The organism is Paenibacillus sp. MMO-58 (genome assembly GCF_037146255.1).
In the GTDB taxonomy this organism is placed as follows: Bacteria; Bacillota; Bacilli; order Paenibacillales; family Paenibacillaceae; genus Pristimantibacillus.
In genome coordinates, this window is the sequence record NZ_JBBCVY010000018.1 from 46,122 (window position 1) to 61,369 (window position 15,248).

Genomic DNA, 15,248 nt, shown 5'->3' on the forward strand with positions numbered 1-15,248 from the left:
GTTTCCGTTACGATGCAATCTGCAGTCGGTTAACGGGAACCAAGCCTTAATTTTCGTTTGATTATTGTTCCATTTGTTTCGCCAGGAAGCCTGCCGCCGTCTCCACCATTTTGGTTTCCATCTGTGACATTTTAACCGTATCGTCTTTGCTGAGCAGGACAACGGTGCCGATTGGATCCCCTCCTGCAACGATTGGTGCTGCTACATAAGCGGAGTATGTGTCGTGCATATCCTTAACGATCTCGTATGTGCCGGAAGCGCCTTCAGTCGTTTTGCGGTTATCCATACATCCTTCCAAAATCGAGCCGATCTGCTTCTCCAGCAGTTCTTTTTTCGAAGCGCCGGCTACGGCAATAACCGTATCGCGGTCGGTAATGAGGGTAACATGGTTGGTGCTCTCGAATAAGGATTCGGCATACTCTTTGGCGAAGTCACCAAGCTCACCGATTGGAGAGTATTTCTTCAGGATTACTTCACCATCGCGGTCAACAAATATTTCGAGCGGATCTCCTTCGCGGATACGTAAAGTACGGCGGATCTCCTTCGGAATCACCACACGCCCGAGATCATCGATGCGACGTACAATTCCAGTTGCTTTCATTTCTTGTTGCCCCACTTTCCTAGAGGATTTTAAGTCACTGGATACGATTAGCCTTCATAACAAGCGATTGCCGCCCTCCTCGTTCATAATCCAAGGGTTAAAGCGTTCTCGCGGAAAAAGAATGATTCAGCTAGCGGAGCGCCTATTCTAAAGCTGCCGTTATGCTGGTTGTGATTCGGCGGCTCTTCTGTCTAGCGCGTTCGATAACGAATTCTTTTGTGAATCTGACCATAGTATTCATCGGCTCCCAATTTCTTATGCACGGCTATCCGCCGCTTCCTGCGGGTTTCCTGCTGAAGCCAGGGGATCTCGGACAGATGTGGTAAGACAATCCGTAAAGCACCATTTAAAGCATTCCCTTCTATGGCAAAAACCTTGCTTCATTTCCTTCTTTTTAATAATTAACCCCGCTAATTGTTCCACGTGAAAAAATCCATTCAAAAAAAACCGCCGTTTCACCCTTTAAAGGATAGAACGGCGGCTGCCAAACATCACTCATTATTAGCCGGATTCTTGGGCGCTGGCTTGGGAAGCCTTCCGGCTTTGCCAAGCGCCTCCCGGAGCAAAAACTCGATATGCCCGTTCACGCTGCGGAATTCATCATTCGCCCATTGCTCGATGGCACGGTGTAAATCTGGATCGAGCCGGAGCGCAAAAGCTTTCTTATCTTTCCCCATTGGACTGTCCTCTTAGGAGTACAGCGTGCCCGTATTAATAACCGGCGTTGCTCCCCGGTCCGATACAATGGCAACCATCAGATTGTTGACCATTGCCGCGCGACGCTCCTCATCCAGCTCGATTCCGTTCTCCGCCAGCTGCTTCAAAGCGGAATCCACCATGCCAACCGCGCCTTCTACAATTTTTTGACGAGCCGATACGATTGCAATCGCCTGCTGACGCTGCAGCATGGCATTTGCGATCTCCGGCGCGTAAGCCAGATGCGTCAGGCGGGTCTCCAGTACTTCTACGCCGGCTACGGCCAGGCGATTCTGCAGCTCATTCATCATCTCCGCCGCTACTTCATCCGCATTGCCTCGCAGCGACTGCTGTGCGGTGTCGGAGAAGGTATCGTAAGGATACTGGGCAGCGATATGACGGACAGCCGTCTCGCTCTGAATTTCCACGAAGCGCTCGTAATTGTCCACGTCAAAAGACGCTTTTGCCGTCTCCGTCACTTTAAACACAACAACGGCGCCAATCTCAACCGGATTTCCTTCCGCATCATTCACCTTCAGGGTCTGGCTGTTGAAGTTGCGGACCTTCATCGATACCTTCCTCTTGTTCGTGAACGGCACAACAATCCATAAACCGCTCTCGCGGACCGTACCAACATACGTACCGAAGAAGGTAATAACCTTCGCTTCATTTGGCTGAACGATTGTAAGCGAGGATACCGCTACGATAAAGACCACCTCAAGCAATATCCCAAGAACAATCAGAAAAACATTCGGGTCCAGCTGATCGGCGCCAAATATAATAAATGCGATACCTCCGGCAAAAGAAATAATCGCGGCGAGCAATGCGAGGAATCCGTTTACGTGCCAAGCCTTATATTCCTTCATAAGAACACCCCTTATATTATTTTGATATAATTATGATATCACTTTTTACAAAAACAAGAAAGAATTTCATAAAAAAAAGCTGATCCGTCATTTGCATGATGAGATCAGCTTTCTTTAAAGGCCTTTATTTAGCTGCCGGAGACTCCGACGCTGCCGGGGATTCGGAAGCCGCTGGCGACTCCGAAGCACCTGGCGATGCGGAAGCATTTGGTGAAGCGGATGCTTCAGGCAGCGTAATTTTCACGTCCTGCTTCGGCATTTCATCCGTCATGAACGTATTCATGTGGTTGTAAGCAACAGCGCTTTGAACTTCTTTCTTTTGATCTTCCGTAATTTTGTCATAGGCTGCTTGGTCGCGTTTCTCAACCAAAATGACATGGTAGCCGTATTCCGTCTCAACCGGATCGCCGATTTTGCCGACAGGCTGCGTCAGAGCCGCATTTTTGAAGCCCTCTACCCAATCCGAGGCTTTTGCGTCTTTGTATTCGCCGCCGTTATCTTTCGAGCCTGTATCGTCGGAATACTGTTTAGCAAGGGCTGTCCAGTCTCCGCCTGCATCAAGCTTCGCTTTCACTTCTTTTGCACGGGCAAGAGCTTCCTCTTTCGTGCGAAGCGTCTTCGTGGAATCCGAAGGATCCGTTGTTGCTACGAGAATATGACGAACGGTTACCGGATTATAGTTGCCGATGTTTTTCTCGTACTCGGCTTTCATCTCGTCGTCCGTTACTTTCGAATTCATATGCTCAACCACAACCAGCATCAGGTTGAGGTAGGTTCTTACGTCAGCTGTAGATACTTTTTTGTCGTCCAGCGTCTTTTTAACGTCGGCATTTGTTTTGAGCGTATCTTCAAAGCTCTTCATCTGGTCGTTCGTTTCATCGCCTGCTTTTTTGAGCGTTGCTTCAGTAGCTTGCTTGGCAAGGATCTTGTACGAAACGAATTGCTGGAGCAATTGCTCCTTGAACTGCGGGATTGCAATCACTTGCTCATAGCCCGGCTGCATGATGTTGAAGATATCCAGGTACTTGTTGAACTCCGCTTCTGTGACGGTGCCGTCTTTGTAAGTTGCAACGACAGTGCCTTTGCCCGCCCCTGCGAAAGTGAGGCCATTGGAGCCGCCCTCGCTTTCTTTCTTGCCACCGCAAGCCGCCATGATCGTCATGACCAGCACTGCCGCGATTACGAGCAGTGCGCTTCTGCGCCATGTCGATTTGCGTTTTGTGTGCAACATGTTGAATCCCCTTTCAATTTGAGAAGTTTATTGTATTGTAACAGAAAACGACAAGGCTTGACCACAAGCTTGTAACAGGCAGCTCTTCGCAAGGAGGAGCTGCCTGTTACTTTTAGACGTGATGCAAGCTTAGTATATGGAAAATATACGTTTATCTATCATTAGCCTTTTGCGTCCTGCAGTGCTTCTTCGCCTTTTCTTGCATCCTTGAATTTCTTCAGGAAACCTTCCAGAAGCTGGACCCTTTGATCCATCTCAAGCCCTTTGCCACGCAGCAGAAGCGTTGGATACTCATCCTGAATCGCGCCTTGGCGGAACCGGTTCTCGTACTGCACGCACAGCTGATCCACCAGCTTGCGGTCAATCCGTTTCTTCTCGCGTTCGCCGAAGCGGACGATAAGGTCGTCGCCCTTCTGGCTGATCTGTTCAATGCCGTATTGCGTGCCGTATACCTTAAGCCGCGCAACCGAGAGCAGATTGTCCACGGCCTGAGGCAGGTTGCCGAAACGGTCGATCAGCTCCTCTGCCAGATCCTCCGCTTCGTCAATAGACGTAACGGTAGCCACTTTCTTGTAGATCTCGATCTTCTGGATGCTGTCGTAAATATAATCGGAAGGCAAGTAAGCATCGATGCTGACGTCGATCAGCGTGCTGACGCGGCGCTCTTCCTTCACTTCCACGCCTTCCATCTCCGCCTTGCGCTTCGCAATCTCGTCAGCCAGCATCTGCGAATACAGATCAAAACCGACGGAAGCAATAAAGCCATGCTGCTCCGCCCCAAGCAAATTACCCGCTCCGCGGATGGAAAGGTCGCGCATTGCAATCTTGAAGCCTGAGCCAAGCTCCGTAAATTCCTTGATCGACTGCAGGCGCTTCTCCGCCACCTCGGTGAGCACCTTGTCCCGTTGATAGGTGAAGTAGGCGTAAGCAATCCGGTTTGAACGGCCAACCCTGCCACGCAGCTGGTACAGCTGGGAGAGACCCATTTTGTCCGCATCGTGCACGATCAGCGTATTTACGTTCGGGATATCGACGCCGGTCTCGATAATGCTCGTGCTGACAAGCACGTCGGACTCGCCGTCCAGGAAGTCCAGAATCGTCTTCTCCAGCTCCTGCTCCGACATTTGGCCATGACCGACCGCAACCTTGGCATCCGGCACAAGCGCATTGATCTGCTCGGCCATTTGATAAATCCCTTGCACGCGGTTATACAGGTAATATACCTGCCCGCCGCGCGCCAACTCCCGCTCAATCGCTTCACGCACGAGCGAGGTGCTGTATTCGACGACATAAGTCTGCACCGGGAAACGGTTCTCCGGCGGCGTCTCGATGACCGACAAATCGCGAACGCCCAACATAGACATATGCAAGGTCCGCGGAATAGGCGTAGCGGTCAGCGTCAGCACGTCGACATTGGTCTTCAGCTTCTTGAGCTTCTCCTTATGCGACACGCCAAACCGCTGCTCTTCGTCGACGATAAGCAGACCCAAGTCTTTAAAGATAACATCCTGCGACAGTAAGCGGTGCGTGCCGATCACTACATCGACCGTACCCGCCTTCAGGCCTTTCATCGTATCGTTCTGCTCCTTGCGGGAACGGAACCGGCTTAATACCTGAATGTTGAACGGATATCCTGAGAATCGTTCCCGGAAAGTTTCGTAATGCTGCTGGGCAAGAATGGTCGTTGGGACTAGAATAGCTACCTGCTTTCCTTCGATTGCGGCCTTGAAAGCGGCGCGAACCGCCACTTCGGTCTTGCCGTAGCCTACATCGCCGCACAGAAGACGATCCATCGGCTGCGGCTTCTGCATATCCTTCTTGATCTCTTCGATCGCCCGCAGCTGATCGCGCGTCTCATCATACGGGAACATCGCTTCGAACTCGTTCTGATAGGCCGTATCCTGGCCGAAAGCAAATCCGGGCGCCGACTGACGCTCCGCATACAGCTTGATCAAGTCATCGGCAATATCCTGAACGGAGGCTCGGACTTTATTTTTTGCCCGTACCCATTCGCTGCCGCCCAGCTTATTGATCTTCGGCTCCTTCTCTTCGGAACCGACGTATTTCTGAATCATGTCGACCTGTTCGACCGGCACGGACAGCTTATCTCCGCCAGCATACAAGATATGCAGGTAGTCCTTATGAATGCCACCGATCTCCAGCGTGCCGATACCGACGTATTTGCCGATACCGTGATTCTGATGAACGACATAATCGCCGACCTTCAGCTCGGTATAGCTCTTGATCCGCTCGGCGTTGTCGATCTTCTTGTCCATCCGGCGCGCCTTGCGCTGCTTCTGCGAGAACATCTCGCCTTCCGTAATAATGACAAGATGGGAGGATGGCAGCTCAAAGCCGGATTGAAGATTACCTTCAATCAGGATCGGAGGCTCGATATGGTAATCCTGCAGCACGCGGCGGATCCGGTCGAGCCGCTCGGCGTTGCCGCCTAGCATCATCACCTTCGCGCCGGTCTTTTTCCACCGCTCCATCTCCGCCTTAAGCACATTCATCTGCCCATGGAAATTCTGCATCGCGCGGCTCGTCATATTCAGGATATTTTGAGGCTGCGAATGCGGGATTTGACGCAGGAAGAGCGACATAAACAGCGTTTGGAACTTCCGGTGATGCAAAATCTCATCCGATTCCCGGGCGAGCGTAAAGCTTGGCAGCGATTTGCCGTTGGAGAGCAGATGGGTCGACCATTCCGCCTCATCCCGCTCCAGCTGGCGGCCCGTCTCGATCAGCCTTGTCGGCTCATCCAGGATAAGAACCGTATCCTCCGGCATATAGTCCAGAATGGTCTGTCTTTCCGGGTACAGCATGGATATATATTTATAGATTTCAGGAAAATAGACTTGCTCCCGCAGCTTCTCAATCTCGCCGCCGATTTCCTGACGGAGGCGATCCTTCGCCATTCGATCCGTCATTTTGTCGAGCTGCTGGGCAAGGAGAGTTGCTGCATGCTCCGCTGCAGCGCTAAAGCGCCGCTTGTCGGCAACGATCTCCTGACAAGGCGTTACGGTAAACGTCTGCAGGTTATCAAGCGAACGTTGGTCGGAAGGGTCGAAGGTACGGATGGAATCTATCTCGTCTCCAAACCATTCGATCCGGTACGCGAGCTCCGCGGTAAGCGGATAAAAGTCTACGATACCGCCCCGTACGCTCATCTCGCCTTTGGACTCCACGCGGTCCGCGCGGACGTAGCCAAGACCGGTCATTTGGCGCAGGAAATCATCCAGTTCAATCGTGTCGCCAACCTTTACCGTAATCTTAGCATCCGACATAACCCCTTTAATCGGCTGATAGCGCCGAATGCCGGAGAACGGAACGACAATAATCCCGCGGAAGCCTTCGGACAGCTTGATCAGCACATCCATGCGCTGCGCCAGCGTCTCAGGACTTGAGATCGCCGCTTCGGCAGCTACCAGCTCGTTCGCGGGATATAACAATACATCATCGGCAGAGATGCATTCCTGCAAATCCTCTGCAATTTTCTGTGCGGCATACATATTATGCGTGACAACAAGCAGCGGACGGTCTAAATCATCCTTCACCGCCGCAACGAGTACTTGCCTGGAAGAGCCGGCAAGTCCCGATATCATCTGTTCGCGCATTCCTTTGCGGACGCCGGCTATAATCGATTGTACATCCGGATCCGCGGCAAAAGCCTGTACTAACGCTTTCAATCGTGAAGGCACCCCGTTTCTATACACAAGACAAAAGGCAAAGAAATAGAAGCTTTATTTTACAATAGGAATCATCGAAAAGAAGCCTCAGCCGAATGCCAAGGCTACGAACGCTATTGCGTTACACTACTGCAGCGGATTTACGACGAGCAAAAGCTCCGGGTTTGCTTCCAGCGCCTCGCGGCAGTAATCGCAAACAACCTTAACCGTAATATCGCCGTTCGAGTTATACGCTATTATATCGCTGCGCTCTTCGGGGGTCAAGAAATGGAAACCGAGCCGCGACTCGGAAATTTCCTTCTCCTCTATCGTCCCCATCGGCGTCCGGCAGTGCCGGCAAATATAGTTCACAGCCATATGTATGCCTCCTGAAGAATAGTTATACCCTTCAGTATGCCCGTTTTGTCCGAGCTTAGGCGGTTACTTGTTAAACTTGGCCATCGTATTGTCGAAGCTCGCCTTCAGACTATACTCCACCGCGTCGCAGGCCTGCTCGATCATGCTCTTCAGTGCTTCCTGCTCGCTCTTCGGGAAATTATCCAGCACGTAATCGGCAATGTTGCGGCCCGGCTGCGGACGCGAGACGCCCATTCGGATCCGGTTGAACTGCTGCGTGCCCAAATGCTGAATAAGCGACTTGATGCCGTTATGGCCTCCCGCACTGCCCTGATAACGAAGCCGTACTTTACCGACCTCCGTATCCATATCGTCGTAAACAATAAGTCCGTCTTCCAGATTAGCCTTGAAGTAATCCATGAACCCCCGCACCGATTCCCCGGACAGATTCATATAAGTCATCGGCTTGATAAGGACAACCTTCGTGCCATGTACATTTCCTTCGCCAATCAAAGCCTTGCACTTGCTCTGCGTCACTTGAATGTTCCAGCGCCGAGCCAGCTCGTCTATGACCATAAAGCCTACATTATGCCGCGTGCTTTGATAGGTTGTGCCGGGATTCCCCAGCCCTACAATCCACTTCATGCTATCCTGCTCTCCAATCTCATTTTGCGTATGTCTATATTCATTCTACACGATGGGCAATATTCCCTGCACGAAAGGAAGAAACGGTATCTTCCCGCAAAGGGCAGATACCGTTTATCCGTTGCTTTATTTTGCAAAATCGACCTCGTGCATTTGCGCCTCCGTGGAACGCGATACCGCTTCCTTCGCTTCTACTTCCTGCGCCTCCGCTTCCTCCGCCGTCAGATCCTTCTGAGGTACCAGGACCGTGACAAGCACAGCCGACGGATCGGTTACGATCGTTACGCCAGCCGGTACCTGAACATCGCCAACCAGATAGCTGCTGCCCATCAGAAGCCCCGTTACATCGACCGGAATCGAATCCGGAATGCTGCCCGGCAGACAACGCACCTCCAGCTCATGCAGCAAAGCCTGGACGATACCGCCTTCGCGCTCGCCCTGCGAATCGCCAACCAGGTCGATACGGACATGCGTCGTTACTTCCTCATTCATATTAATTTGTTGAAAATCAACATGAAGCAGCTTATGCGACAGCTTCTCGCGCTGTACCTCCGCAATCATGACCGACTGCTTGCCGGCTCCAGGAATATCAAGATCGATAACCGCATTCGGGTGGCTGCGCAGTAACGCGAGCAGCTCCTTCTCCTGAATGGCAACGGAAGCCGGGGAAGCAAGCTGTTTGCCGTATACTACGCCAGGCACTCTGCCGCTTGCCCGTAAGCTGCGGAGCTCGCTTTTCATGGTTGTTGTTCTTTGTTCTGCCATCATCGGTATGGACATCGGGATAGGAACCTCCTAAAAGTCAATTTCCATATCACTTTGCCCAACCATTGGAAAACCTATTCTTTCTTGCTTCTTTCTTTCTTCGCTTTCGCGCGGGCACGGATCTTATCCGCATAACCCGCTTTGTTCTCTTGACGCTGACGCGCAATCGCCAGATCACCGGACGGAACGTCATGAGTAATGGTCGATCCGGCTACGACGTAAGCTCCCTCGCCAAGCTTCACCGGCGCGATCAGATTGACGTTGCTGCCTACAAAAGCGTTGTCGCCGATCTCCGTAATCGCTTTGTTGAAGCCGTCGTAATTGACCGTAATCGCTCCGCAGCCGATATTAACGTCTTTGCCGACTACGGCATCGCCCACATAGCTCAAATGGGACACTTTGCTGCCATCGCCAAGCGTAGCGTTTTTGAGCTCGACGAAATCGCCGACCTTGCAGCCTTCACCAAGCTTCGAGCCGGGACGCAGGTTCGCGTATGGACCAACCGTGCTGTCCTTGCCCACAACCGAATCGGCAACCGTCGAATATTTTACGGCAGCGCCGCTTAGAATCTCGGAATCGGTAATATCGGCCTGAGGCCCGATTACGCAGTCCTCGCCGATAACCGTTTTGCCGCGCAGAACGGTACCCGGATATATAATCGTATCTGCTCCAATGCGCACATCGGCTTCAATGTACGTATTGGCAGGATCAATAATCGTTACTCCTTCAATTAGATGCTTGCGGTTAATGCGCTCACGCATGAATCGTTCGGCATCTGCCAGCGCTACGCGGTCATTTACCCCAATCGCTTCCGCCAGGTCCGGCGTGCAGTAGGCTTGAACGGTGTCGCCCGCATCACGGAAAATACCGATAACATCGGTCAAATAGTATTCGCCTTGCGCGTTCTCGTTCTTCACTTCTGCGAGAGCCGCAAACAGCTTTTTGTTGTCGAAGCAATACGTCCCCGTGTTGATTTCCTTCACGGCCGCTTCCTCGGCAGAGCAGTCCTTCTGCTCGACAATGCGCTGTACGGCGCCATCCGCGCCGCGAATAACGCGTCCATAACCGGTAGGATTATCGAAGGACGCCGTCAGAACCGTTGCTGCCGCGCCGCTGGATGTATGCAAAGCCAGCATCGATTGAATGGTTTCCGCCCGCACAAGAGGAGTATCGCCGCAAATGACGATCGTTGTTCCTTCCTCCGAACCGAGAAGCGCTTCTGCTTGACGTACGGCATGGCCGGTGCCAAGCTGCTGCTCCTGCAGCACGTATTCCGCGCGATCGCCGAGATAGCCTTTTACCATCTCCGCCCCGTGACCAACGATAACTACCGTCCGCTCGCTCTTTGCTTCATTAACCGTATCGAGCACATGGCCAACCATCGGTTTGCCGCTCACTTGATGAAGAACCTTATATAGTTTCGATTTCATCCGCTTGCCTTGACCGGCAGCCAATACAATCGTCATTACCTTCAATTGAAATTCCTCCTACACTACCTATTTTGAATGTTGATATTTATAAGTTTTGAAATCCTATGAAAAAGATACGCAAAAATACGCGTTCCGCCACCTTGTAAAAGACTATATCCCATTATACAAAAAAAGAAAAGAGAGCCTCGCGGCCCTCTTTTCTATTATCCCTTTGTTAAAACGGCGTATGCCGTCCTGACAAAGGGACGCAATTCCGTTACTTAAAGGATAGGCTTAAGCTCCTTCTTCAATTGCCACTTCTTCCACTGCCGCACGCTCGTATTCGGCGAGTACAGCAGCTTGGATTTTCTCCCGGGTCGTCGAAGAAATTGGGTGAGCGATATCCCGGAATTCTCCATCTGGCGTACGTTTGCTAGGCATAGCCACAAACATGCCATTGTTACCATCGATGACGCGAATATCGTGAACAACGAATTCATTGTCAATGGTGATAGAAGCAATAGCTTTCATACGCCCTTCCGAATTTACACGGCGGAGTCTGACATCAGTAATTTGCACTTGTGTTCACCACCTTTGCCTATCTGAGACTTGGTGTATACTTCCACATTTTTGTGCTAATTCCTTCTGCTTTTTTGGAAAAATATGCGATATTTAAAATATTTTTTTACAGATAATTTTTTTTCGTTTCTATTCGACAACAGTCGATGCAATGAGCTCGATTTCGACAAGCACATCCTTCGGAAGCCGCGCCACTTCAACGGCGGAGCGTGCTGGCTTATGGTCGCCGAAGTAGGAAGAATAGATGCCATTAACAATTGCAAATTGATTCATGTCTTTCATAAATACTGTTGCTTTTACAACATTATTTAATGTTACTCCTGCTTCTTCTAATACTGCCTGTAAATTACGAAAAACTTGGTGAGTCTGCTCCTCGATTCCGCCCTCTACCAGTTGGCCCGATGCGTCCAGCGGAATTTGACCGGAGGTGAATAGCAGATCCCCTACCTTAATAGCCTGCGAATACGGCCCGATTGCAGCCGGCGCTTTATCTGTAGCAATTACTTGCAGCTTTTTGTCTGTCATTGCGAATTCCCAACCTTCCTATTCATGTAATTCAAGCATAAACGGTTGCGCCGCTATGCTTATTTATTTGAAATAGTTGCCCGGAATAACTTTTGTCTGCTTCGTCTTCAGATCAACGGCCGTCAATGTCGCAAGCGATACGTAATCCTCGAGCAGACGCTCTTCATGCTCCACTTCGCCCGATTCTACAAATACGCCCACGCCCGCTACGGTCGCCTTGAATTCGTAAAGCAAATCCATCATCCCTTGAATCGTACCGCCGGCTTTCATGAAATCATCAATAATAAGGACGCGGGACTGCTCCTTGAGGGCACGTCTGGCAAGGGACATCGTCTGGATCCGCTTGTTGGAGCCGGAAACATAGTTGATGCTTACCGCTGAACCTTCCGTCACTTTATTATCTCGTCTTACAATCACAACCGGCAGATTGAGGCAGGCCGCCGTTGCGTAAGCAAGCGGAATTCCTTTGGTCTCAACCGTCATAATCACGTCAATATTTCGGTCAGCAAAAGCTGTCGCAAACATTCGTCCAACATCGGCCAGCAGCTCCGGTTGTCCCAGCATATCGGTCATATACAAATAACCGCCCGGAAGTACCCTCTCAGGCTGTTCCAGTTGGCGGCAAATGTTGTCCATAATCGATAAAGCCGTGGAAGTATGCATCTTAGGCGTGTATTTCACGCCCCCTGCAGCACCGGCTAGCGTATTTAATTCACCGAAGCCTTCTTCTTCGAAGACCTCTTTTATAATGGCCAAATCTTCGCTAATGGAAGATTTTGCAGACTGATAGCGATCAGCAAATGCTGTGAGCGAAATTAACGTGTGGGGACGACTCAGCAAATATTGCGTCATCTCTACCAGTCTTGCGCTTCGCTTCAATTTTTTCAAAGCCATTCCCCCCACTAAATCCGAATAATATAAAGTCAATATAACATTTTTATACGGATTTAATCAAGAAAAACGTCAGCATTATGTCAGCATTCTTACCACGTAGACTTCCTTGCAGAATCCGCGAAGTCCATTATAGATACGTGGAAGCTTGGCTTCCTTCGAGACTAGACCAAATACCGTTGGTCCGCTGCCCGACATGAGGACGCCATCAGCACCTAGCTTTTGCATGCTTTCTTTCAGCTGCAGCACTTCCGGATATAAATCCAAGGTCACATTCTCGAGCACATTGCCAAGTCCGGCGCAGATATCCGAGAAGGATCCGCGTTCAATGGCCGATACCATCTCCTTCGTTAAAGGATGGTTCTTCAGTTCATTGGCACGCAGTTTGCCGTATACATCGGCCGTTGATACGTTAATAGGAGGCTTGGCTAATACGACCCAGCACTGCGGAGGATTGCTGATCCGCTCCAGCTTCTCCCCGCGTCCGCGCGCTATCGCGGTACCTCCCGTCACGCAGAACGGTACGTCGGAGCCAAGCTCCGCACCAAGGCGGCAAAGCTCGTCCTCCGATATATTAAGCTGCCACAGGCGGTTCAGCCCGCGCAGCGCAGCGGCAGCGTCGCTGCTGCCCCCGGCGAGCCCCGCGGCTACCGGTATCTTTTTATCCAGATGTATATATACGCCCTTACGGACGTCGTAACGCTCTTTGATCAGACGCGCAGCCTGGAAGGCCAGGTTCTTCTCGTCAAGCGGTATGTATCCAGCCTGGCTCGATATAATAATCGTATCCCTCGGCAGCTCCTCCAGCTCCAGACGGTCAGCCAGATCGACCATCGTCATGATCATCTCGACTTCATGGAATCCATCCTCCCGCTTCCGCAGGACATCGAGCAGCAGGTTTATTTTCGCCGGAGCCTTTTCGTAAATTTTCATGGCAAGCTCTCCCGTTCGTTGTTAGCTAAGCAACATTATAACAAACGGGCACAAGAAAAGCTAAGAGGTCAACGCTGGCCTTAAACGCCCCGCTCTCTTAGCTTTTCTAACGGCTTTATTTCCTGTCTATTGCTGTCCGTGATTTCTGGCTGCGGCCTGCTCGGCAAGCTGAATTGCCCGCTTCACCATGTTGCCGGCATCCTTTGTGCTAATACCGCCCCAGCCTTCTTGTTCCACCTTGTTGATGAAACCCAGATCCTTCGCCAGCTCGTATTTCAGTTGCTCGGACATGACACTTCTTCTGCGGCCCATGTTCCGTGCACCTCCTGTCCTTAGAAAGGTATGTGATTGCGGTATAGTATGTGCCAAGCAGATAGTCGCTTATGCAGCAGACTGAATTCAAATAACATTCGATATGAAAAAAAACGCGAATCCATTTGATCCGCGTTTAAGCATGCTGCATGCATCTATTGTTGAATATGGGTGATTCGGACTTGACCTTCATCATTGCACACGGTCACTTCAACCGACTCTGTCAGTATATCCGCATAACTGTAGGAAACGCGCTTAAACGCGTGAGACTCCTGATCCAGTTTGACAATGAAAACAGAAGGGTAGATTTCTTCTAACGTGCCGGTGCGTTCGATGGTCTTTCGCCGGCCACCGTTAGCTCGAAGACGGATTTTGGAGCCTACGTGGGCTTCCAAATTGCGTTTAATTTCCAATAGCGCGTTTTTTGCCATTGTCCACTACCACCTCTTTCCTTGTCCATTATAACCAGAAAGAGGAGGTTTGTCAAATGAAGCAAAATATTATATCAGCGTTTTTATTTTCTTGTCAACGGTTTTTTCGCCCATTTTTTCGAATTTGATGCATATTCACTTAAAAAATGTACATATTAAGACGTTATCTTCATACTTGCCGTGGAATGAGTCACTTTTTTCGGCTTCGGCAGCCCCATCCGGTGTCTACCCATCGTCTCAATTCCGCCTACCCCGTCAATCCCGCTGATGGTCCCATGAATCACATCCGAGAGGTTGATTGACTCCCTGACAGAGGTATAACTTGCTTTAATTGCAATATATACAGGATCCAATGCATGGATCAATATTCTTCCAGGGGAACTCGCGAAGTTGGAGCCCGATTGCAGCAGCGCTTCAAAATGCGATTGGCATGCGCCGGCCACCACAACAAGCCCATCCATGTTCTTTTCGTATTGGCGGGCAACGCGTACGGCATTCACGAAATGCTGCGAATTTTTGTAGCTGCTCAGGCTATACAGATCTTCGCCCTCGCGGTTCTTTAGGACTCCGTCATGACCGGTGATCACAACGATATCCGGCTTTACCTGCGGCAGCAAACGATACAGCAGCTGCGCCATTTGCGATTCATGAGCATGCACGCCATGTGCGGGTACCTTCATTGTTTGGTACAACTGCATGCTTTTCCGTAAGTAGTTGCCGTCTCCGTCCAAATGAAGCACCTTGCCCGGCAATTCAAAATAAGACTGGCTTTGCTGTTGCAAAGCAGCTCGGTCAGGGCTTGATAACACCGTAAGATGCGCCTTTTCCTGCCGCATCCGTCTAAGAGAGTCGTTTACTTTAATCTTCACTTGCTGCCGCGCGCTTGTCGATTCCGGATCACGAACAACCGACAAGTCGGGAATTGGCGCATCCGCAAGCAATCGGTAATCCGTGCCTTTCAATAAGGCTTGATCGGATCGCATCTCTTCAACTCGGAACAGCACGTCACCGCCATAGGAATTGCGGACGACCAGGTCCCCTTGCTTCATGGGTAAATCACCTCTTCGTTTATCGTATGGGTGGAGAGGGCGGAATGTGCGGAGAAAATTGTGCGATTGCTTAGTGTGGCGTGCTCCGTTTGCCGCACTGAGGGACGGGGTAACTCCCAACGGCCGCTGTTGCCTGTACATTGCATGAACTTATGCCACATGGGTGGCAATGTACAGGCAAAGGCGGACGCTCCGCTCCTTATGGGAGTTACCCCTTACCCTCTTGCGGATAGCCTCCGCTTCCCAATTGCCTCCCACATTTCTTGTGGGAGGCGGAGTCCCGCCGCGCT

Annotated in this window: 16 protein-coding genes; all 16 read right to left on the reverse strand. The window is 50.9% G+C overall.

From position 1 onward, the window contains the following. Positions 1-61 precede the first annotated feature (61 nt). Entirely contained in the window at positions 62-601 is a 540-nt protein-coding gene (gene spoVT / locus WFJ73_RS30775; RefSeq protein WP_336776682.1) for a stage V sporulation protein T, read from the reverse strand. 491 nt (positions 602-1,092) lie between these two features. Beyond that, positions 1,093-1,278 carry a hypothetical protein gene (locus WFJ73_RS30780; RefSeq protein ID WP_336776683.1) on the reverse strand — a complete coding sequence of 62 codons (186 nt, stop codon included), beginning with the start codon at positions 1,276-1,278 and terminating at the stop codon, positions 1,093-1,095. Between the two features lie 12 nt (positions 1,279-1,290). Further along, on the reverse strand, positions 1,291-2,163 hold the full coding sequence (locus WFJ73_RS30785; protein ID WP_336776684.1) for an SPFH domain-containing protein: 873 nt from the start codon (positions 2,161-2,163) through the stop codon (positions 1,291-1,293). 124 nt (positions 2,164-2,287) lie between these two features. Further along, on the reverse strand, positions 2,288-3,394 hold the full coding sequence (locus WFJ73_RS30790) for a peptidylprolyl isomerase (RefSeq protein WP_336776685.1): 1,107 nt from the start codon (positions 3,392-3,394) through the stop codon (positions 2,288-2,290). A gap of 161 nt (positions 3,395-3,555) precedes the next feature. After that, positions 3,556-7,083: a transcription-repair coupling factor gene (gene mfd / locus WFJ73_RS30795; RefSeq protein ID WP_336776686.1), complete on the reverse strand. Its 3,528-nt coding sequence runs from the start codon at positions 7,081-7,083 to the stop codon at positions 3,556-3,558. Positions 7,084-7,209: 126 nt separating this feature from the next. After that, positions 7,210-7,440 carry an anti-sigma-F factor Fin family protein gene (locus WFJ73_RS30800; protein ID WP_012772040.1) on the reverse strand — a complete coding sequence of 77 codons (231 nt, stop codon included), beginning with the start codon at positions 7,438-7,440 and terminating at the stop codon, positions 7,210-7,212. A gap of 63 nt (positions 7,441-7,503) precedes the next feature. Then, positions 7,504-8,064, reverse strand: a complete 561-nt coding sequence (pth, locus tag WFJ73_RS30805; RefSeq protein WP_336776687.1) for an aminoacyl-tRNA hydrolase — start codon at positions 8,062-8,064, stop codon at positions 7,504-7,506. A gap of 126 nt (positions 8,065-8,190) precedes the next feature. Further along, complete coding sequence (locus WFJ73_RS30810) at positions 8,191-8,844, reverse strand: 50S ribosomal protein L25 (protein WP_336776688.1); 654 nt, start codon at positions 8,842-8,844, stop codon at positions 8,191-8,193. A gap of 59 nt (positions 8,845-8,903) precedes the next feature. Further along, the gene (gene glmU / locus WFJ73_RS30815; protein ID WP_336776689.1) at positions 8,904-10,304 is read right to left on the reverse strand and encodes a bifunctional UDP-N-acetylglucosamine diphosphorylase/glucosamine-1-phosphate N-acetyltransferase GlmU; all 1,401 of its coding nucleotides are present in this window, start codon (positions 10,302-10,304) and stop codon (positions 8,904-8,906) included. 228 nt (positions 10,305-10,532) lie between these two features. Continuing rightward, on the reverse strand, positions 10,533-10,817 hold the full coding sequence (gene spoVG, locus WFJ73_RS30820; RefSeq protein WP_012772036.1) for a septation regulator SpoVG: 285 nt from the start codon (positions 10,815-10,817) through the stop codon (positions 10,533-10,535). A gap of 129 nt (positions 10,818-10,946) precedes the next feature. Next, positions 10,947-11,342: a RidA family protein gene (locus tag WFJ73_RS30825; RefSeq protein WP_127497020.1), complete on the reverse strand. Its 396-nt coding sequence runs from the start codon at positions 11,340-11,342 to the stop codon at positions 10,947-10,949. A 63-nt stretch (positions 11,343-11,405) separates the two neighbouring features. After that, positions 11,406-12,230 (reverse strand): pur operon repressor, encoded by an 825-nt coding sequence (gene purR / locus WFJ73_RS30830; protein ID WP_012772034.1) that lies wholly within the window; start codon positions 12,228-12,230, stop codon positions 11,406-11,408. A gap of 81 nt (positions 12,231-12,311) precedes the next feature. Next, the gene (ispE, locus tag WFJ73_RS30835) at positions 12,312-13,166 is read right to left on the reverse strand and encodes a 4-(cytidine 5'-diphospho)-2-C-methyl-D-erythritol kinase (protein ID WP_336776690.1); all 855 of its coding nucleotides are present in this window, start codon (positions 13,164-13,166) and stop codon (positions 12,312-12,314) included. Between the two features lie 126 nt (positions 13,167-13,292). After that, positions 13,293-13,478 (reverse strand): small, acid-soluble spore protein, alpha/beta type, encoded by a 186-nt coding sequence (locus WFJ73_RS30840; RefSeq protein WP_012772032.1) that lies wholly within the window; start codon positions 13,476-13,478, stop codon positions 13,293-13,295. Between the two features lie 155 nt (positions 13,479-13,633). Continuing rightward, the gene (gene veg, locus WFJ73_RS30845) at positions 13,634-13,909 is read right to left on the reverse strand and encodes a biofilm formation stimulator Veg (RefSeq protein WP_012772031.1); all 276 of its coding nucleotides are present in this window, start codon (positions 13,907-13,909) and stop codon (positions 13,634-13,636) included. Between the two features lie 155 nt (positions 13,910-14,064). Further along, complete coding sequence (yabG, locus tag WFJ73_RS30850) at positions 14,065-14,958, reverse strand: sporulation peptidase YabG (RefSeq protein WP_336776691.1); 894 nt, start codon at positions 14,956-14,958, stop codon at positions 14,065-14,067. Positions 14,959-15,248: the final 290 nt, after the last annotated feature.